The following is a 19,502-nucleotide window of genomic DNA, read 5'->3' as shown; positions in this document are numbered from 1 at the left end:
TGACCACGTCTGGTTTTCGGCAAGCGCTTAGATTTTTTCTAAGCGCGCGTATTTGACGACGAATTTTTTAACGGTGTTGTCGGTGAACATCACGCTGACCTTAAAGTTCTCACCTTCTCCTTCGGTCGCATAAACCGTGCCGGCGCCAAAGGTGGGGTGGCGCACGCGCATTCCTTTGCTAAAGCCACCGCCACTGGATGCCGGAGCATCGTCATAATCCGGAAAGCTTTGGCTTTCATCTTCATAAGACCGAGGCTTGTTGCGCGAGCCGCTGGTGGCGCCCCATTGGGGGCGTCCCCAGGTTTCATCGGAATCATAAGAGCTGGATCCGTATTTCGCCATAAAGCGGGGGGCGTCTGCCGCCGCGGTTTTAAATTCAATGTATTCTTGGGGAATCTCTTTAATAAATCGAGATTGCGGATTGAATTGTTCTTGCCCCCACACGCGGCGCATTTTTGCGTAAGTGAGCCACAGCTTCTGGCGGGCGCGAGTCATGCCGACGTAAGCTAAGCGACGTTCTTCCTGCACATCTTCTTCAGTGTCTCCATCACCAAGGCTGCGCGCGCTTGGGAAAAGATTTTCTTCTAAGCCCACCACAAAGACATACGGATATTCCAAGCCTTTAGAGATATGCAAGGTCATCATCGTGACTGAATTCTGCTCTTGGTTTAATGAATCCACGTCGCTGACCAGCGCCATTTCTTCAAGGAAACTGGTCAGCGTCCCTTCTTCACCGCGCTCCTTGGCAAATTGAACAATCGCATTGTCGAGCTCTTCTAAGTTGTCGATACGAGCCAAAGATTCCGGTGATTCATCTTTTTTAAGAGCCACAAGATATTCGGTCATGTCTAAAACAATCGGATAGAATTCCACCAAAGGATGTTTTAGCGCCAGCTCTTGAAGATTGCCCATAAGCTCCACGAACCGACGAACTTTGCCCGTGGTGCCGGCGTTAAAAACACGCTCTTCGCAGGCTTTAAGGGCTGCTTGCATCATGCTTAAATTTTGTTGAAAGGCGAACTCTTCAATTTTCTCGACCGTCGTTTTACCGATCCCGCGCGCCGGCACATTGATCACGCGCTTAAACGCGACATCATCCGCCGGATTGATTGCGAGCTTCATGTAAGAAAGCATGTCTTTGATTTCCATGCGTTCATAGAAGCGAACACCGCCAACAAGGCGATAAGGGATAGAAAGAGTTCTTAATTGTTCCTCTAAAACACGGGACTGGGCATTGGTGCGATAAAAGATGGCGTAGTCATTGTAAGACCCTTCGCCTTCATTCATCATCGTTTGAATGGTTTTGGCGACAAACTTTGCTTCATCGTATTCATTACGTTCTTCGCGAACTTGGATTTTATCCCCTGCAGGGTTTGAGGTGAATAACGTTTTATCTTTACGTTCTGAATTGTTTTTAATAACGGCGGTCGCTGCACCCACGATATTGCCCGAAGAACGATAATTTTCTTCTAACTTTACGACCTTGGCTTCGCGGAAGTCCTTTTCAAAGTCCAAAATGTTTTTAATATCCGCCCCACGCCAGCTGTAAATGGATTGGTCTTCGTCACCCACCACGCACAGGTTGCGATGAGCTTGGGCTAGCATCTGCACGATCAGATATTGAATGTGATTGGTATCTTGATACTCATCCACCATGATGTATTTGAACTTTTCTTGATACATCTGCAAAACATCCGGATACATACGGAACAGTTCATAAGTCTTTAAAAGTAAATCATCGAAATCAAGACTGTTCGCCTTTTTCATTTCTTTCTCGTACAACTTATAAACTTCAATGGTTTTAGCATCGGCAAAGTGACGAGAGTTTTTTCGCTCTTTCTCAAAAGCATCGGGATTTAGTCCCAGCATTTTAGCTCGGCTAATAGCGCCTTGAAAGTTTTTAGCCGGATACATCTTGTCGTTGATATCCAAGGCCGTCATGACTTTTTTGATCTGACTTAATTGATCGGAAGAATCGTAAATACCAAAAAAAGGTTTATAATCTAAAAGAGTTAAATGCTGTCTTAAAACTCTGACACAAAAACTGTGAAAGGTGTTAATCCAAAGCTGGGAATGCACGCGCGCGCCCATGTCGGCCAGGATCTTATAAATCCGATGTTCCATCTCTTTGGCGGCTTTATTGGTGAAGGTCACGCACAAGATTTCATCGGGGGCCGCAACACCTTGCCCGATGATGTTCGCCATCCGATGGGTCAACACCCGGGTTTTGCCTGAACCGGCGCCGGCTAAGATAAGCAAAGGCCCTTCCAAAGTTTCTACGGCGTCTTTCTGCGAAGGATTCAAATTTTTGGTAACGAAATCAAGCACATCCATCCAGGCATCCTTTGGGTCAAAAAAAGGCCACGAAAACTCGCACTGTCGAACATTTGGTGAGACTGACAAACTTTGTCTATCTCTAAGTTTTCATTGAGTTTTTCGTTATTTTCCATTACAACTATAACGCATTACGTTATCTGTATGAGAGAGCACTCCCGTTTATAGTGTGTTGAGAGGACTTTGTGAAGCGCGTTTTTAGCCGGATCACAGCAGCAATTTTGATTTCCATGTCATTGACGGCATGTGGTCCCTCGACTGAGGGTATTAAGGCTGTATCTGGTAATGTCCGGGTGATGACGGCAATGCCTTCTGAAGGCGGCAGCTATTCGATGGGGATCACGGAGCTCTTAGCCCTGGACGATCTTTCGACGTTGGCGGGTAAGTTTGTTAAGTTCTTCTTTTCGCCGCGAGTTCGTAACAATCACCTAGAAGGCATGTCTCCAAAAACTCGTTTTGTTTTAAACAGCGATGGGGTCTATGTTCCCACCGACGAAACCACCATGCAGATGGTCACTATATATGCTCATATGCAAAAACTTGCGGCCTTAGATGAAGAGCTTGGTGCGGGAGGCGTAAACAAGTGGCCTCGCGACGTGGGTATTGCCGTTCGCGTTGCGGGGAGCACTCGTAACAATGCTTTTTACGAAGGAAAAACGGACTCCATTTTGGTGGTTCCTTACACTGGCAAAGAGCTTCCGCTGGCTGTTAACGGCGGAGTCTTAGCTCATGAACATTTCCATTCTTTATTTTATAAGTTGGTTATCAAAGATGCCGCGACGAATGTTCATGGCAAAGAGATTGCCGATACATTTGGTGAAGATTTTGGTCAAATCTCAGATGTTGAAGCCTCGCGCATTCAGCCGGTGGGGCCTACGCTTTCATCAAGTGAGATGAACTATTTTTATCACGTTGCAATCACCCGCGGTCTGAACGAAGGCTTGGCGGATTTCTGGGGATGGATGTACACTGGCGATCCTGATTTCATCGTGCACTCGTTACCGGGAGAAACCGGAAGAACTTTAAAGGTATCACGTAATCAGACGTTTTTATCCAGCGACGTCAGCATTCGCGGTGAACTTAATAGACGTTATAATGAAAGATCTGGTGATAAGAATTTTGATTTTACCAATCAAATCAGCGGCTATGTCTATGTTTTAGGGACGCAGTTTTCTCGCGCTATTAAGGTCTACACGGAAGTGTACGCGAAAGCTCGTGCTGTTGAACCTCTACAAGCTCGTAAAGATGTGGCGAAGGTGATCATAAAAATGCTGCCTTCTTTGCGTGAAGAGCTTTCGCAATCAGAAACAAAAATATTCACGGGACAAACTTTTGTTGAAAGTTTCGCTAAAAATACCCAATTAGCCACTCAAGAGGAGTGTCAGTATCTCGCAAATTTAATTAATGATTCCAGAAATGGTGGGTCGCGCAATGTCACTGAATGCCAAGAGAATCAAGGGCAATGGACTTTTCATGAAAAGAGAATTGAGATCGGACCAAGGGTAGATCCCGATATTAAAGGTCTCACCCAATGAGATTGATCTTTTTCTTTGCACTTTCGGTTTTGGTGTCTTTGTGTTCGTTTTTGAGCGAAGCGCGTGCTGATGTTGTGCGTGGATATCTTTTGAATTCTGAAATGCGCTATGAGCGGGCTTCCAATCAAGACATGGTCAACCGCAGTCCAATGAACTATGCCATTAGCTATCAGCGTTCTCGTTTTAGTGTGCTGCTAGAGCATGTGTATTTCACGGAGACTTCGGGGAATCCTACTTCGGCCTTTGAGCGACAGCATGCGGAATATCTTGCTTGGTTTCGTCTGCACGCTTTGGCTTGGACGTTCGGAGACAATACTCACACGGTGCAACTTTACGGTGGGCTCGCTGCGGGAGCTTATCAAGAAACGGTGACTACAGTTTTTATGGGAACATCTCGCGTTGATACTGGAAGATGGACGTTTATGACGGGGCTTTCGGGGGGCGTGGAATATTCCGTGAAGCTCACTCCCGCATTTTTGATTGTGGCCGCCGCGGAGGGCCGAGGATTTACCGGTTCAGACCTTGATCCCAATCCGATGTGGAGCGCGGTCTTCCGTCTGGGTGTGGGTTTAATTTTTTAAAGGTCCAGTGTCTCTAAGCAGAAAATCTTTTGTAAGTTAACCGAAATCAACCGCTCTGTGGATTTCAGCGCGACAATGAATCGCATGAGATCGATTGTTTTATCCTTTCTAAGTTTAATATTTTTTAGCTCTGCCTGGGCCCGCTCTTGGCAAAAGATTGAAATCCCAGGAGCGTTTTGTGGAAATGGCGAAGCTTACAGCGTCTTTTTAGATTATAAAGATGCAGACAAGCTGGTCGTTGAATTTATGGCCGGTGGCGTTTGTTGGAATGATCTTTCCTGTTACGGACAGACGGCGTTAACGCGACTTGAACCCTTGCGCACCGATCCGACGGCGGATTTATTTTCGTCGGAAGATGAATCTAATCCTTGGGCGCATCACTCAATGATTTATTTTCCTTATTGTACCGGAGATGTCTTTGCGAACTTTCACGTCGCAACCTATCGTTCAGGAATTCCTCTTTATCACTATGGTTATCAAAATGTGGTGCTCGCTTTAGAGTATCTTTATCGAAACTCTTTGATTTCATTTTCTAGCGTTCAAGACTTAGTGGTGTGGGGAGCATCTGCAGGAGCCATTGGAGCTTTTGTCCATGCGAAGAATATTGCCGAATATGTTCCTTTCACTGCGCAAAAAACCTTGATAAGTGATAGCCCGGGTCTTCATTTTGGAAAAAACTTTTGGCATAAATTTTCAAATCAAATGAATCAAGATTTCAAAAATTATATGGGGCGTGCCGGTTTTGAATATTCATTAGATGACGGCATGATTGCGCCTCGCATGGGATCAGTTTTTAATAAATTGCTGACGTGGAATATTGCCATTCTTCAGTCGACTCGGGACCTTGTGATGTCCGCCGTATTTGGGGGAATCACGCCCAACGAACATCGCAAGCTGGTGTTAGGCCCTGAAGGCATTGGGCAAGTGGCGAAAGGTTTTAAAAATGTTTCTACCTGGATCGCGGATAACCCCGGTCATACGTTTTTATTAAATCCCTACACCGGTGATATGCGCAGTATGGAAGGTGAAACGGCGTGGAATTTTACGGTTCGCGTTTATACTGAAAAATCTATCTTGCTCCTCCCACGGTGACGGAAGTCAGACTTGATTTCGCCGTCCCGTCATCAGATTCAAAAAAGGCTTTAAAGCGCAAACTTCCTGTTCCGGCGAATGAAGGAAAGGCCGCGATGTGGGCATTGATTTCAGAAGCCGTGTTTGTATGACTGCTGGTTGTTGCCGAAGCCCAGCTTGTTCCATTCCAATAATAAGCAGAACCCTCTTTTACCAATTGAAACTTTACGACACCTGCTCCCGATGTGATTGCGGCAAAAGAAGTGAGCTTTTTATAAGTCACACCATTTTGCGCGGCAATGTTGGGTTTAGCGACACTGTAAGTAACGGGGGTTACGGCCACAGATTTTAAAAGTGGCGTTAACGTCCCCTCATCATTTTCCATCGTCACTTTGTAACGGAAGTTATTGCCTGAAACGCCTGTTAAATTTATTGAGGTCAGCGCAGCGATATCGTATTGCGCAGCTTCCGTGTAATAAGTCGCGGCCGTGCCATCAGGTCCTAAGAAAGTGCCATTGCAGGCCGCCGGCGTTGCGCAAGTTTGCACCTGAAATTTTAAACGATTGCTTCCGCGGCGATAGCGCGCTTGAACTTCACTTTCCGAAAGCACACGATTATACATTGCCACCTCATCGATTTTTCCTCTAAAAGTTTCGGTGAATGTATTGTCTAACATTCCCACTCTTAATGGAAAGGCTCCTGGTTTAATGTGCAAGGTGCCGCCGGCGCCAGATCCTGGCGTTCCGGTCACAAGCACTCCATTGACATAAACTTTTAAGCGTTCTCCGGTGACGCCTTGATCAAAAGTCATCACGATGTGGGCCCACTCGTTGTTATTTAAGGCAATGCCGGTGTTAAAGCGAGATGTGTCTGATTCGTCTTCTTGACGGAAATCGATATTCAAAGTTGGGTAAGGAAGACCAAAAGTCATGTAAGAGATGGCGAAGTTAAAATCGGTATAGTCATTACGTTTGGTGACAATGCCGAAATATTTGGTTTCGTCACCCGCGATAAATTGCGGATACACCCAAGCTTCAACAGTCAAAGTGGTGGTGATATTAAAGTTCCCGGTATCCGCGATTTCAATATACTGTCCGGAGCCAGCACTGAAATTTCCGGCGTGAGCAAAATGTCCGTTAGTAGTGGTGCTAACTCCCGTCGCCAGGCCGTGATTACCATTGCCTGAAGAATCAATCACCTCACCCGCAGCGCCACTCCATGATGTTTCATCCATGTGCAGTAATAAAATATTTCCGCTCATGTCGATGTTATCAGCGTCATAAGCTGTTTCTATGGCTTTATTATTGGGATAAGGTTTGCCGGCAGGAACTCCTGAAATCCATTCTAACTTTGTCCAATTCAGACTTGAGTTTGCGGCAAAGACTCGAGAAATAAATGTTCCGGTCTTAGCAGTTTTACCAGCGGCGTTTAACTCTAGTGCATTGGTGCCATTCCAGTCAGTGTCTGATTTTGTGCCGGAACCAAATCCGATAGCGGTATTGTTATAGTCCGAACCGATGGGAATAAGTTCGGCAGAGTTCGCGGTGTAGGAAAGGGCATCGCCGACCATAGTAAATTCACCCGAAGTTCCGGAACCTACCGTCCAAGTTTTTGTAAAATCCCCCGGGGCTTCTAGTCCCGGTTGATAGCTACTGTCCACCGATGAGGCAAAAAAACCCAAGGAGCAGCCAGTATTAAGAATAAAAATTCCCCATAGAACCGAAACGCACCATGTTTTAGTAAACATATGTCACTCCAAGTGAAATACCTGTTTGTTTTTCTGTTTGTTTTACGAGTAATGAATTTTGATCGCTGAAGTTATAAAATATTTTGGCCATCCACCAAAGATCGTGCAGACGTTTTTTAGCAAAAACACTGGATTTAACCTCTGATCCTTCTTCAATGGCATAACCATGGGTGTTGCTTGAGCCCAAGCTTCTAAAGTCGACCATTGCGCCCAAGAGCATATTGTTGTCGATGACAAAGGCCCCTTCGACGCCGACACCCCAAAACATCACGTTGGCATCATCAAAGACAAATTGATTAAAGTTTTCGGCACGCGAAAACAATCTCTTTTGGGACCCAAATCCGAAGCGCACCTCGGCTAAATTTGAAATTGAACGACGTAAACGCAGTTCGTATTCGTTGGTCGCATCGGGTCTTTGGGTGGCTTGAGCTTCGCTGACGTCCTGGAACTCATTTTGTTGGAAAGATCCAAGAATTGCGGATTTAAACGACTCTGTGAATGCGTATCCCAAGGTGATGGTGCTATGAGGAAGGGCGCCTGAATTAAACTCTCCACGTCCTTGTGTGACACGATCCTGAGCTTTGATTTGTCGGGATGAGGCCCCCCCTTCAAATCCAAATTCCCATGTTGTTTTTGAAATGGGTGTGCCTTCTTGCGCACTGACAGGCAAAACGAAAAGTACAGAAACAGTCAGATAGAAAAAAATCCTCATATCTGATTATTGACATGCTGAAGGGATGCTCACAATGGCCGTAAAGGATTAGGACCACGTAGTGCTCGGCGATAGCGAGCGTTCGGTAAAAAGAGATAGCTGGAAAGGATCTGAAGGCCCGCCGCAAGAACTGCGGCGGAAGAAGCTAGACTATTCTGAGATTTTTTGAACGATTGCGGAACCCATTTTAGATTTCGCTAAGAACTCTGCGCGGTAAGAAGTTGCTTCTTTTTGAGTCGCAAACTGACCGACACTTACACGGTAATAGGTTGTGCCTTTAACATTCGCGGGAATATAAAAAGCGCTGTAACCTTTGGTTTTCAAATCTGAAGCCATTTTTTGAGCTTCCGCTTCCTGCGGGTAAGCAGCCACTTGGACTGTGAATTTTCCCACAGCGTATTGAGCTACATCTTTAGGAAGTGAAGAAGGAAGACGCTCTTCCTTAATTACTTTTTTTGCAGGAGCTTGAGTTTCGGGAGCTGTTGGAGCTTTACCTTGCGCCACATTTTTTGCAGCCTCAGAAGCGTGTGACGGAGCGGTTGCTTCGGCATGGCCACCACCGTGAGCATCTTTAGCGGGCTCTGCTTTTACAGCACCATGGGCCTCTGCCGCCGGTGTACCATGAGCATCAGTTGCTGCTGCGGGCGCACCGTGCGCGTCTTTCGCAGCCCCGTGAGCATCATGACCCGCCGTTGTTGTCGCTGGTACAGTATCGTCAGCAACGAATTCTTCAGCAAGCTTAGCAATTTCTTCGTCAGTCATCGCGCCAGAGCGGTGTTCAGAAGGAGATGTCGAAGCGACACCACGTTCTGCGTGAGCATCACCATGACCTTCGCCATGAGAATTTTTTTGTGGCTCTAAAGCAGCAAGCTGATGTTGATTGTCACTGAACTTCTTTCCGACAAAGGTGCCGATAGAAAACGACAACAAAGCAATAAAGAAAAACAACCCCAGCTTTAAGAACGCATCCGTTTGTGAACTCATCTTTTCAATCCTCATAGATTATATCCAACCCTCAAGGACCCTTCCTTTGGTCCTCTCTTTATGTTAGCTTTAAGTCCCGGAACTGGTCAATGATACGTAGGTCATCCGGGAAAGGAAATCCGTGGAAAACAGCGTAAATTCAAGGGATTGGAAGCAGGTCTTAGGTCAGGCCATCAAAGCCGTCAGCCTGGGCAGAGAGGTCCTTCTCAATTATTTCGGCAACTTAGAGCATGTTGAAGAAAAATTCCAAGCCGGTCTAGTGAGCGAAGCCGACAAAGAATCAGAACGAGTCATCGCAGAGCATCTTAAGAAAAATTTTCCGGAGTTTGAGTTCTTGGGCGAGGAAACCTTCGCGGGATCTCATGCTCCTGGGGCCAAAGTCCAGGCAGAGCCCGCACAAAAAGTGGGACGCTGGATTGTGGATCCTTTAGATGGGACGACAAATTATATTCATCGCTTTCCGATTTTCTGCATCAGCTTAGCGTTAGAAATCAATGGGCAGATTCAATTGGCCGTGATTGACGTGCCAATACTGAAAGAAACATACACCGCGATTCGTGGTGAAGGGGCGTTTGTGAATGGTCGTCCTTTGAAAGTCAGTAACGCCTCTTCGTTGGATAAATCATTTTTAGCCACAGGCTTTGTTTCGGAACACGAACACGTGATTGCCGAGCAATTGAAAATCTTTGATGAGATGGTTCGCAAGTGTCGCGGAGTTCGCAGACCAGGGGCTGCCGCTTATGATTTAGCGCAAGTAGCGCGTGGCGTGTTTGATGGTTACTGGGAAAGAAATATTCAGCCATGGGATGCAGCGGCCGGCATCTTACTCGTGCGTGAGGCGGGGGGCATTGTGCAAACTTATCGTGGTGAAGAATATCATCCGTATAAGAATTCGATCGTCGCGGGGAATGCGAATGTGGTGAAGGCCGTGCAAGGGGTTTTAAAAAATCACTTGGATGCGCAGACGCAGTAAATTCTTAAGCCGAAAAAGCTGGTTCGATGAACTGAAATTTCACTTCAGTCGTCTCAGCCTTTAGGTGAGTCCTTACTCCTTGAGGAATAGTGATCATCGGCACGGTGTGCCCGCAATCAAAGTTAGAAATAATTGGGTATGTTCTTTTTCCCACGATATCTATAATCAGGTCGTCGTAAGTAAAAGCCGCACCATCCGTGCTAAAAAATTCTGGTTTTGAAATAATTAAACCTGCTAACTCATCGAAGGCCCCGATTAAAGAGAGCTGGCGTAAGGATCTTTCTTCCTTCATCAAAGGAGCGTCCATTTCTTCAATTAAAAGAATCTTACCTTTGAGGTCCGGCCAATATTTAGTGCCCGCCGCACTGGTGAGTGTATTCAAGTTCGCGGCTATGATCGGTGCGGTCGCGGTGCCCTCTTGAAGGACTTTCCATCCACGATTTTCCTGCCACTCTCTTGGCAGTTTTTTCCAGTCTCCGTTGCCCCAATCTCTTGAATGGTTGCTCCATCTTTTTGGTTGATTAATATCTCTTGTCCCGGACTCGTGGTTCATCAAGGCATCTAAGAACCACTTGTTACTTTCTTCAATGCCTGAAGGCCAATCACCAAACCAACACATCACCGCCGGTCCATAGTAGGTTCTTAAGCCCGCAAATTTCATAATCGCCAAATGAAGTGAAGTGACATCTGAGTATCCGCAGATAGGTTTGCGTTCTTCCTTGATTGCCGAATAATCCAGAAAGGGAATCATGCTACTTGAATTATATCCGCCGATAGTGGCCACCAAAGCGTCGACATCCGGATCCTTGATAAGCTCCATGAATTCTTTGGCCCGTTCTTCTCCAGAGCCTGAGCGGTAGCCTTGGGAGGCTCTTTTGTTAGTCAAAGAACCTAGCTTGATGTTGAAACCCAGATTTTTTAGCGTGCGAAGCCCATTTTCGAAAAGTTCAGGATTTGCATTGTAAGCGGGAGAAGAAGGAGTGAAGACACCAATAGTATCTCCGAATTTCAAACGTTTTGGAGAAATAAGGGTTTGGGACATTACATATCCTCGGGTGGTTAGTGTGTAATTTATGAAGTTCATCTTGGGACGAAAAAATAAAAATGTCTAGAAAGGACTTCTTATCGTTGCCCGGGCGAAGGGATCACCCTCGCTACGCGGGCGCATAGCGGCAATAGTTATTTGTAATGTCGAATTTGTTTGCCATGATTTTTGATTCTTTATTTTAGGTCAGGTCGAAATAAATAAAATTTTTCACGAAGGACCGTGTTCTGTGAATTTAGGTTTCGTATAGAACATTTCTGAGCTTATTAAGCTTGATAAAAATGAGGTCTCTGCCTGATCCCTGCGTTCTTAAAATGTTTCAAAAACTCTTTTTTAAAACCCATGATATGGTCCTTTTCGTAGGAGAAATTTATGGATCTAAGAAATATTTCGAACCAGGACCTAGTGGGTCGCATGCAAAACCTTGTGCGGACCGAAAGAAAAATTACGCATTTAATTCTGGTGCACATTTTAGAAATTGAAGAACGTCAGATTTACGCTGAGCTGGGATATGATGGGATGTACACTTACCTGACGCGTGGGTTAGGATATTCCGAAGCGGCGGCTTATCGTCGTTTGCAATCGGCCCGGCTTTTAAAGCAGTTGCCCGAAGTTGCTGATAAAATTGAATCTGGAAGCCTGCATCTTTCTCAGCTTACGAAAGTGCAGAAATGTCTTAAGGAGGCGCAGAATAACGGGACAAGTATTTCTCCTTCCATAACTTTGGAGGTTCTAGGAAAGTTAGAAAATAGAAATTCTTTTCAGACGGACGCCGTCCTGGCTAAAGAATTTAATTTGCCAGTAAGAGATCAAGAAGCGCTTCGACCCCAAGCCGACGACTCGGTTCGAATTGAAATTACTTTATCGGCCGAGCAGTTTAAGGAATTGGAAAATGCAAGAAACAATCTCTCTCATGTTTGTCATGAAGGCTCATGGGCGCATATCATCGCGACTTTGGCGAAAAAGTTCAATCAGAAGAACGAATCAAGAGCAGCTATGAAAGAAAATAACTTGGTTAAAAAAGAAGTGCTTCTTATCGGTAAGGACAAGCCATCGGCCATGTCGAAAGAACCCCAAGATTTAGAGTTGCCGCCAATCACACTTCGAAAATCCATTTCAACTCAAGGAGTCATCGCTACGAGGCGGAATCTAAGAAAAGCAATTTCTATTCGAACTCGACGCGAACTTTTAAGAAATTCGGAGGGTTGTTGTGAATATGTGAATCCTAATTCAAATGAACGCTGTCGCTCCAGATATCAACTGCAAATTGATCATATTGTTCCTGTATCATTGGGCGGGTCAAATCACCAGGATAACTTAAGAGTTCTTTGCCGCACGCATAATCTATTTATGGCAAGTAAGATGGGAATTCAGCTTAAAGAAAAGGCCCACTTCTAAAGTAGAGGTGGGCTTTCGAAAATCAATGGGTTTTCTGCTGCGAAATGCGGTCACAGCAGGCGACGTTTTAAAGTCAACTACTTCAAAGTCGATTGAATCTGCTGAGCCTTAGACAAATGCTCCTGCACGTGAGTTTTTGTAGTTTCTAAGAACGCACGGAAATCTGAGTTTTGTGTGGCCGGGATGTATTTTTGTTCCAAGTCATTCAAAACCTGTTGGTGCATCATGATTTGGTTTTCGATATAGGCTTTATCAAAGTCAGAGCCTTTTTTCTTTTTTAGCTCTGCCAATTTATCTTTGGCATCTTTTTTAAGGTTTTTAGCGATATCGTTATTTTTAGGATCGATATCTGCTTTTTTGAAAACTTTTTTGGCTTCTTTGTTGTTGTTTTCGTGGGCATTTTCCATGTCTTTAGCGAATGTTTTTACTTCGCTATTGCTGGCGCGTGACTTCGCGGCTTTGGCAGCGTCGATTTCAGCGTCGTTCACGGTTTTGAGAATTTCGCCAACCTCTTGGTCTGAAAGATTTGCCGCGTGGGCGAAGCCACCGAACATGAACGCGGAAAGAACCAAAGGCAATGCTGCTAATTTTAATGATTTCATAAAGTCTCCTTTTTGTTTTTAAAAATCTCTGTGTATGATCACGGGGACTAAATGCTTCTTGCAAGCCCAAGCTATTTACCTGCAAATATACAAAAGAGCTTTGGAGGGCCCATGATAGTAGAAATTCAAATGTTAATATTTGCGTCCATATTAGGTTTAGTACAGTTATTGGCGGCCGCGCATCTTTCAACAATGCAACGCGGACTGAAATGGAATTTAAGCTCTCGTGAGTCTTCGCGGCCTCCACTGACAGGAATGGCCGGAAGAGTCGATCGATCCTATCGTAACTTTATGGAGACGTTTCCAATTTTTATCGTGGCGATTTTTGCCGTTCTATTTTTGCAAAAAGGAACATCACTTTCTTATTGGGGATCTCAGCTTTACTTCTACTCCCGTGTGCTTTACTTCTTCGTGTATGCAGCGGGCATTACGGGATTGCGCACGTTGATTTGGGGTGCGAGTTTGATCGGTTTAGTGATGGTTCTATGCAGTTTGCTTTAGTTTTCTAAAGTGCTTGTAAAATCTTTTGTGCGATTTCAAAACCATGCTCTAAAGCTCCATGCACAGTGCCTTGGCCATCCGCTTTGGCAAAGGCTTCTCCGGTCAGCCATAAGAAGCCATGAAAATGCGGATACGTTTTAGGTTTATAATCTTGGTTTTCTATGCCGGTGTAAGTGTAAGCGCCCATGGCGTAGGGATCTTTAGACCAGTTGTGTTGATGAACGGAGGACACTTCTTTTTTTAAGAAAGCCAAGGATCTATTGGTGATTTTTGACAAGGTTTGCAGCGCTTTTTCGATACGGGCGTTGTCCGACATGTTCGAAAGTTCTTGCGCCATGGGTCCTCCCTGCCAAGCGATCAGGTAAGGAGCACGTAAGGGGCTTAAAGTCCACCACGTGGAAAAATACATGTTATGGGGCGCTCTTAAAAAGCACACCGGATTTTTTTCGGAGAGGTTTTCCCAAAAGCGGGTTTTAAAAATAAACACCAGTCTTTGCACATGACCGACGTGCAGATGTGAAAGTGCCGGAAGAAGTTCGGGGATTTCCGGTTTAAACTCAATCTGTGATTTTTTATGCTGCCCCTGCAAGACGGCTAGTGGCACTGCCAGCACGACTTGTTTTGCGTGAATATGACGACGCCGTCCCGACGGAAGAGTGCAGATGATCTCTATCTGTTTTTTATTCCAATTAATTTGAGTAACAGGATGTTCAAGAGCGATCTTTTTCTTAAGTGAATTCTGCATAAGTCCCTGGAGAACATCGCAGTAGCCACCCACAATACGAAAATCGTTATTGCCATTCAGATCGCGTTTATCTTTCTCGGATTCCGCGAACGCCTTTTCACCAATCAGATTTATGTCGGCGGCTTGAAAGCCTTCAATGTATCCAATTAAAAGATCTCGCATGTCTTTCGGGATGGCTTTATGAGCCTTTAAAAAATCTGCCATCGAACGGTCGGTCTTTCGTTCACTGTCCGGCAAGGCTAATACTTTTTCAAATCGGTCCCAGAAATCTTTTTGCTCAATCAGCTTTCCGTTTTTCAAAAAGAGCTGTTCAAACTGAGCATCATAAAAATCGTGGCCCGTCTTCTTTAAAAGATCCAAAACAAGAGGTGAGGCTGCATGAATGAACTCCGCCCCTAACTCAATGGGAATGGAAGGGTGAGGTGAGCCTTGAGTGAAAACCCGGCCTCCAATGCGGGGCCTTGCCTCCAGGACCATCAGGTCGACATTTTGCTTTAGTAAATGGGCGGCGCATGACAAACCTGAAGCTCCGGCGCCGACGATCACGACGTCAAAACAGTGTGAGGATTTCATTGGATTCTCCTCGCTTATCGTCGGGTTTTTTTTAAGTGGGAGTCAAATCCCAATGCCAAAAGTTTGACTACTGTCAGAGAAATTCTACCCGGCAAATGTTTGCGGGGTCGGCAAAAATTGCCTGAGCTCAAATATGTTGGACCGCAGACTTTGACGCTCGACGGAGGTCCTGTTGGCATTGCTGTTGCTTTCAATTTTGTAAGGACCAATCTGTGGTTCTTCATCATGGAGGATGAATAGTGGCGGAGAAAGAAGCAGCAGCACCGGAAGCAGCAGCGCCAAGTGGTGGATCTGGACAAAAGCCTATACTTTTGATCGCGTTAGCGGTGATCAATATGCTCGTCGTAGCAGGTGTTGGGTTCATGCTCTATTCGGGCAAGAAGAAAGAAGCCGCCGAACCTAAAATCGAACAAGTCATCAAAGGTGAAGCCGCGGCTCAACATCATGAAGCCACGGAAGAAAAAGAAGTCATGGGGAAGGTCGTTCCCTTAGAAAAATTCATTGTCAATTTGGCCGGTTCTAAAGGCCGTAAAGTGGCAAGTGTCAGCATGGAGCTTGAGGTCCAGGGCGAGCATGTATTAGATGAGATCGAGAAGCGTAAACCGCAAATTCGCGATATCATTATTATCATCTTGTCTTCTAAAACTCAGGAGCAAGTGGATACGCGTGAAGGCAAAGATAATTTAAGAAATGAAATTAAAGACACTATTAATTCTTTCCTGGTTCAAGGGAAGATTTCAAACGTGTTCTTCACAGAGTTTATCTACAACTAAGGCAGGGTTATGAATCAAGTTCTGTCCCAAAGCGAAGTTGATGCTCTCTTAGCGGCGGTTTCCGACGGTGATGTTGCTTCCTCGGATGCTCCCAAGGCAGAGTCACAATCCGTAGGTAAAGTTGAAGACCGTAAGATCGTGTCTTACGATTTGACCAGTCAAGATCGTATCATTCGCGGTCGCTTGCCACAGCTTGAAGTTATCTACGAAAAATTCATGCGTGCATTCCGCGTATCATTGTCCTCGGCTCTTCGTAAGATCGCTTCGATCACGCTGACCTCGACTGAATTTTTAAAATTCGGAGAATTTATCAACACTTTACCGATGCCCACGTGCATGTCGGTTTTGCGCTTCGGTAACTTGCGTGGTTCGGCTCTTTTCGTTATTGAAAGTAAATTAGCCTACGCCTTGGTTGATAGTTTCTTCGGTGGCGCGGATCGTCCTTACACTAAAATTGACGGGAAGGATTTTACGCCGATCGAACTTTCTATCGTACAAAAAGTTGTGGGCCTCGCGATCAACGATCTTGAAGCCGCTTGGGCTTCGATTGAAAAAATTGGTTGTTCATTTGTGCGTACCGAGGTGAATCCTCAGTTCGTCGGTATCGTGCCGCCAACTGACGTTGTTATCGCCTCAACGTTCGACGTTGAGCTTGAAAATGCGACGGGAACAATTTCAATTGTTATTCCTTATGCGACAATCGAGCCGATCAAACAAAAACTACAAACAGGTTTCCAAGTTGAAACGGATCAAACCGACAAAAAACTTTGGACGGCGATCATTCAAGAACAGCTTTTAGAAACAGATTTAGAAATCAAAATCAATCTGGGCGAAACCGAAATCAAACTGCGCGATATGATGAGTTTGAAAGTCGGGGACGTCATTCCGTTAGATCAGGACGCTTCGGGCGAACTTGATGTGAATATTGAAGGCGTTAAGAAATTTAAAGGTTACTACGGCATACATCATGGAACTGTGGCAGTCCAAGTGACTCGTCCGGTGCAAAAGTAGGGGGGAGACATTAATGGGTGACGATACTTTAGATAATTTGGCAGACCAACTCGTTGCGGAAGCTTCGGGCGCGGCTGAAGGCGGCGGTGGCGGTAGTGCGGCGAAAAAATCCGCAGCCCTCCCGGCCCATCAAGACCGCAACCTGGGAATGATCTTAGATATTCCTTTAAAAGTTTCCGTTGAATTGGGTCGTACCAAAATGCCGGTGAGTGAGCTTTTGAATCTGACTCAAGGGAGTGTCATTGAATTGAATAAACTGGCTGGTGAGCCCATGGAAGTTTACGTCAATGATAAGTTGATTGCTCGCGGTGAAGCCGTGGTCGTCAATGAAAAATTCGGTGTTCGTTTAACTGACATCATTTCACCCGCTGAGCGTGTGGAACAATTAAAGTAAGAGGTCCTTAGATGCGCTGGTTGTTATCCATCTTATTCGTGATTTCCTGCTCTTCGGCTTTTTCGCAAGAAGCAGCGGTAACCAATGCCGACGAAGCTTCTGTGGGATTGACCGCCGTTGATAATACTGAAGCCTCTGCCGTGGCTGAGCAAGCGTCCCCTACCTTGCCACCGGCAAAGGACAATCGTAAAGAGTCAGAAATTCCTTTGAATTTGGATGGCCCCAAAAAAGCAGCCGGTGAAGAGAGCAGCGTTTTCCGTATTCTCTTCACGATTTCAATTTTAGGTTTGGTGGGTGTTGGTGCTTTTTTCTTCTTAAGAAAGTACAAAGTCCCGCAATCAGCAAAGCACCAAACGCAAATCAAAGTTTTGCAACAGCATTACTTGGGCCCAAAGAAAAGCTTGGCGATCATCCGTGTGGCGGGTGAGTCCATTCTTATTGGTGTCACGGATCATAATATTTCGATGATCAAGAATTTATCGTTGATGGATGACGAAGTTCCTGAGGAGGCACCCCGTAACTTTGGTCGTGTTCTTGGTGGGATGGATATTCAAGAAGACGAAGAACAAGAAGTTCAGAAGCCTAAAGCGAATAAACGTTCGGCGGCGGCCAATGAGCTGGATGCAGACGAAGAATTTGCAATTAGCGGTATTAAAGACATTGTTTCTAAACGCCTTAAGGGTATGAGGTCTCTTTAGTGAGAAAAATGAATTGGACTCTTTGGAGTCTTTTGCTTCTTCCTCTGATTTTGTTGGCAAGTTCTAATGCCTTCGCGCAAGTAACTTTGCCGCAATTAAATCTGGGCTTTAAGACGACGGACAACCCTAATGATGTGGTGGCCGCCGTCAAATTGATTTTAGTTATGACGGTGCTAACTTTGGCGCCGGCGATCTTGATCATGATGACGGGTTTTACCCGTATCATCATCGTTCTTTCCTTTTTGCGCCAAGCCATGGGCGTACAGCAAATGCCGCCGAATCAATTGTTGGTGGGTTTGGCTTTATTCCTGACTTTCTTTGTGATGCAACCGGCATTTAATGAGATGAATGAAAAAGGCATTCAGCCTTATCTTAAAGGAACGATTTCACAAGAAGTTGCCTTAGAAAATACACTCGCTCCTTTGCGTAAATTCATGTTCAGCCAAACACGCGAATCTGATTTGGCGTTGTTCGTGAAGCTTTCTAAAGTTGGAACTCCAAAAACACGTGCGGATGTGCCAACGATGGTTTTGGTTCCGGCGTTTGTGGTTTCTGAACTTAAGACGTCATTCATTATTGGTTTTATTATTTTCCTTCCATTCTTGGTGATCGATATCGTGGCATCCAGCGTTTTGATGGCGATGGGTATGATGATGCTTCCGCCAGTGGTGATCTCGCTTCCGTTTAAAATTATGCTTTTTGTATTAGTTGATGGCTGGGGTCTTTTAATCGGCTCTATGGTTAAGAGTTTCGGCTAGAGGTGATAAATGACTGACGAATTAGTGATCCGTTTAGGACAAGACGCTTTAAGAACAACGGCTATGTTAGCCGCACCGCTATTGATCAGCACCCTGGTGGTCGGCTTAGCGGTTAGTATTTTTCAAGCTTTGACTCAGATCAATGAGGCGACTTTGACGTTCATTCCAAAAATGATCGTGGTCGCGTTGGTTTTCGTTTTAGCAGGGCCATGGATGATGGATGTGATGAGCTCATATACCGTGAATCTGTTTGAAAACATTGCCGTGATGGTTAGGGAGTAAAGTGATTAACTGGAATGCCATGACTGAAGCACAAATTCTTTTGTTCGCGCTGGTGCTTCTGCGCATGATCGCCTTTGTGGTTTCGTCGGCGATCTTTGGCTCTCCATCGATTAATACTCCGGTAAAAGTTTTATTGTCCATCGTAATGGCGGTGGTTTTATTCCCCACCGTGCGTACGGGGAATGTCGATTATTCATTGATTTCGGGTGAAATCATAAGCTTAGCGGCTCGGGAATTGATTGTAGGACTTTCGTTGGGATTTTTAACCCGTCTGTTCTTCTTTGCTGTCACAATGACAGGGGATTTGGTGGCGCTTTCTGTGGGTTTGAGCTCTGCTCAACTTTACAATCCAATGATGGGGACTCACGGTAATACCATCGATCAATTCTATTCAACTCTTGGTACTTTAATTTTCTTAGCAATCAATGGGCATCATATGCTTCTAAGCGGAATCGCGCAGAGTTACGAGTTGGTTCCGGTAAGTTCTTTGGCTTTAAAAACAGGGGCTTTTGCAGAGATGGCCGTGTATGGACAAACGGTGATGTTGATGGCGATCAAGATGTGTGCGCCCGTCCTTGTCACTATCTTTTTAGCCAATTTAGCAATGGGTATCTTGGGTCGAGCAGTGCCCCAGATCAACGTCCTGGTTACAAGTATGCCGGTTACCATCATGCTGGGCATGGCGGTGGTATTTTTATGTTTGCCATTACTAATTGCAGAGATGACTGGTATCGCGGAACTCACTGCAGATAAATTATTTCAAGTGATGAAAGCGTTATAGCGGG

The 19,502-nt window shown here is 45.3% G+C and carries 20 protein-coding genes; 13 read left to right on the top strand and 7 right to left on the bottom strand.

Annotation, left to right across the window (positions count from 1 at the left end; translation table 11 throughout):
• Positions 1–27 precede the first annotated feature (27 nt).
• Positions 28–2,334 (bottom strand): ATP-dependent helicase, encoded by a 2,307-nt coding sequence (locus AZI86_RS03605; RefSeq protein ID WP_061833726.1) that lies wholly within the window; start codon positions 2,332–2,334, stop codon positions 28–30.
• 185 nt (positions 2,335–2,519) lie between these two features.
• Here AZI86_RS03605 and AZI86_RS03600 point away from each other — a divergent pair, with 185 nt between their 5' ends.
• The 3 genes from AZI86_RS03600 to AZI86_RS03590 all read left to right on the top strand — a co-directional run bounded on the left by AZI86_RS03600 (position 2,520) and on the right by AZI86_RS03590 (position 5,542).
• Positions 2,520–3,869 carry a hypothetical protein gene (locus AZI86_RS03600; RefSeq protein ID WP_157684612.1) on the top strand — a complete coding sequence of 450 codons (1,350 nt, stop codon included), beginning with the start codon at positions 2,520–2,522 and terminating at the stop codon, positions 3,867–3,869.
• Positions 3,866–4,450 (top strand): hypothetical protein, encoded by a 585-nt coding sequence (locus AZI86_RS03595; RefSeq protein WP_061833724.1) that lies wholly within the window; start codon positions 3,866–3,868, stop codon positions 4,448–4,450. The genes AZI86_RS03600 and AZI86_RS03595 overlap by 4 nt, the downstream gene beginning before the upstream one ends.
• Positions 4,451–4,534: 84 nt before the next feature.
• Positions 4,535–5,542 (top strand): pectin acetylesterase-family hydrolase, encoded by a 1,008-nt coding sequence (locus tag AZI86_RS03590; RefSeq protein ID WP_061833723.1) that lies wholly within the window; start codon positions 4,535–4,537, stop codon positions 5,540–5,542.
• Here AZI86_RS03590 and AZI86_RS03585 read toward each other — a convergent pair.
• The 3 genes from AZI86_RS03585 to AZI86_RS03575 form a co-directional block, all read right to left on the bottom strand.
• Positions 5,520–7,268 carry a LamG domain-containing protein gene (locus AZI86_RS03585; protein ID WP_061833722.1) on the bottom strand — a complete coding sequence of 583 codons (1,749 nt, stop codon included), beginning with the start codon at positions 7,266–7,268 and terminating at the stop codon, positions 5,520–5,522. The genes AZI86_RS03590 and AZI86_RS03585 overlap by 23 nt on opposite strands.
• Positions 7,258–7,980 (bottom strand): hypothetical protein, encoded by a 723-nt coding sequence (locus tag AZI86_RS03580; RefSeq protein WP_061833721.1) that lies wholly within the window; start codon positions 7,978–7,980, stop codon positions 7,258–7,260. Before AZI86_RS03580 ends, AZI86_RS03585 begins: the two co-directional genes overlap by 11 nt.
• Positions 7,981–8,130: 150 nt before the next feature.
• Positions 8,131–8,964 (bottom strand): SPOR domain-containing protein, encoded by an 834-nt coding sequence (locus tag AZI86_RS03575; protein ID WP_253715671.1) that lies wholly within the window; start codon positions 8,962–8,964, stop codon positions 8,131–8,133.
• 121 nt (positions 8,965–9,085) lie between these two features.
• Here AZI86_RS03575 and AZI86_RS03570 point away from each other — a divergent pair, with 121 nt between their 5' ends.
• On the top strand, positions 9,086–9,937 hold the full coding sequence (locus AZI86_RS03570; protein ID WP_061833719.1) for an inositol monophosphatase family protein: 852 nt from the start codon (positions 9,086–9,088) through the stop codon (positions 9,935–9,937).
• Between the two features lie 4 nt (positions 9,938–9,941).
• Here AZI86_RS03570 and AZI86_RS03565 read toward each other — a convergent pair whose 3' ends face one another.
• Positions 9,942–10,979, bottom strand: coding sequence for a S66 peptidase family protein (locus AZI86_RS03565; RefSeq protein ID WP_061833718.1), 1,038 nt, complete (start codon positions 10,977–10,979; stop codon positions 9,942–9,944).
• A gap of 375 nt (positions 10,980–11,354) precedes the next feature.
• Between AZI86_RS03565 and AZI86_RS03560 the strand changes: the two genes are divergently transcribed.
• Positions 11,355–12,380, top strand: coding sequence for an HNH endonuclease (locus AZI86_RS03560; RefSeq protein ID WP_061833717.1), 1,026 nt, complete (start codon positions 11,355–11,357; stop codon positions 12,378–12,380).
• 77 nt (positions 12,381–12,457) lie between these two features.
• Here the strand turns inward: AZI86_RS03560 and AZI86_RS03555 are convergent, their stop codons facing one another.
• A complete protein-coding gene (locus AZI86_RS03555; protein WP_061833716.1) occupies positions 12,458–12,982 on the bottom strand; it encodes a DUF4142 domain-containing protein in 525 nt (174 codons plus the stop codon).
• Positions 12,983–13,093: 111 nt separating this feature from the next.
• Between AZI86_RS03555 and AZI86_RS03550 the strand changes: the two genes are divergently transcribed.
• Entirely contained in the window at positions 13,094–13,483 is a 390-nt protein-coding gene (locus AZI86_RS03550) for an MAPEG family protein (RefSeq protein ID WP_061833715.1), read from the top strand.
• 4 nt (positions 13,484–13,487) lie between these two features.
• On the opposite strand, the gene AZI86_RS03545 is transcribed toward AZI86_RS03550, so the two are convergent.
• A complete protein-coding gene (locus tag AZI86_RS03545; protein ID WP_061833714.1) occupies positions 13,488–14,801 on the bottom strand; it encodes a flavin monoamine oxidase family protein in 1,314 nt (437 codons plus the stop codon).
• Positions 14,802–15,040: 239 nt separating this feature from the next.
• On the opposite strand from AZI86_RS03545, the gene AZI86_RS03540 reads away from it, so the two are divergent.
• Genes AZI86_RS03540 through fliR form a run of 7 tightly spaced genes read left to right on the top strand, consistent with a single transcriptional unit; the run spans position 15,041 to position 19,498 of the window.
• Positions 15,041–15,574, top strand: a complete 534-nt coding sequence (locus tag AZI86_RS03540; protein WP_061833713.1) for a flagellar basal body-associated FliL family protein — start codon at positions 15,041–15,043, stop codon at positions 15,572–15,574.
• Between the two features lie 9 nt (positions 15,575–15,583).
• Positions 15,584–16,585, top strand: coding sequence for a flagellar motor switch protein FliM (gene fliM / locus AZI86_RS03535; RefSeq protein ID WP_061833712.1), 1,002 nt, complete (start codon positions 15,584–15,586; stop codon positions 16,583–16,585).
• Between the two features lie 13 nt (positions 16,586–16,598).
• Entirely contained in the window at positions 16,599–16,979 is a 381-nt protein-coding gene (gene fliN / locus AZI86_RS03530) for a flagellar motor switch protein FliN (protein ID WP_061833711.1), read from the top strand.
• Positions 16,980–16,990: 11 nt separating this feature from the next.
• On the top strand, positions 16,991–17,677 hold the full coding sequence (locus tag AZI86_RS03525; RefSeq protein ID WP_061833710.1) for a FliO/MopB family protein: 687 nt from the start codon (positions 16,991–16,993) through the stop codon (positions 17,675–17,677).
• Between the two features lie 8 nt (positions 17,678–17,685).
• Positions 17,686–18,435: a flagellar type III secretion system pore protein FliP gene (gene fliP, locus AZI86_RS03520; protein ID WP_061835039.1), complete on the top strand. Its 750-nt coding sequence runs from the start codon at positions 17,686–17,688 to the stop codon at positions 18,433–18,435.
• A 9-nt stretch (positions 18,436–18,444) separates the two neighbouring features.
• Positions 18,445–18,717 carry a flagellar biosynthesis protein FliQ gene (gene fliQ, locus AZI86_RS03515; RefSeq protein WP_061833709.1) on the top strand — a complete coding sequence of 91 codons (273 nt, stop codon included), beginning with the start codon at positions 18,445–18,447 and terminating at the stop codon, positions 18,715–18,717.
• Between the two features lies 1 nt (position 18,718).
• Positions 18,719–19,498, top strand: a complete 780-nt coding sequence (gene fliR / locus AZI86_RS03510; RefSeq protein WP_061833708.1) for a flagellar biosynthetic protein FliR — start codon at positions 18,719–18,721, stop codon at positions 19,496–19,498.
• Positions 19,499–19,502 lie beyond the last annotated feature (4 nt).

The sequence above is a fragment of the Bdellovibrio bacteriovorus genome, assembly GCF_001592735.1.
GTDB lineage: Bacteria > Bdellovibrionota > Bdellovibrionia > Bdellovibrionales > Bdellovibrionaceae > Bdellovibrio > Bdellovibrio bacteriovorus_D.
The sequence above is the reverse complement of the archived record's forward strand: the minus strand, read 5'-3'. Positions and strand labels throughout refer to the sequence as shown.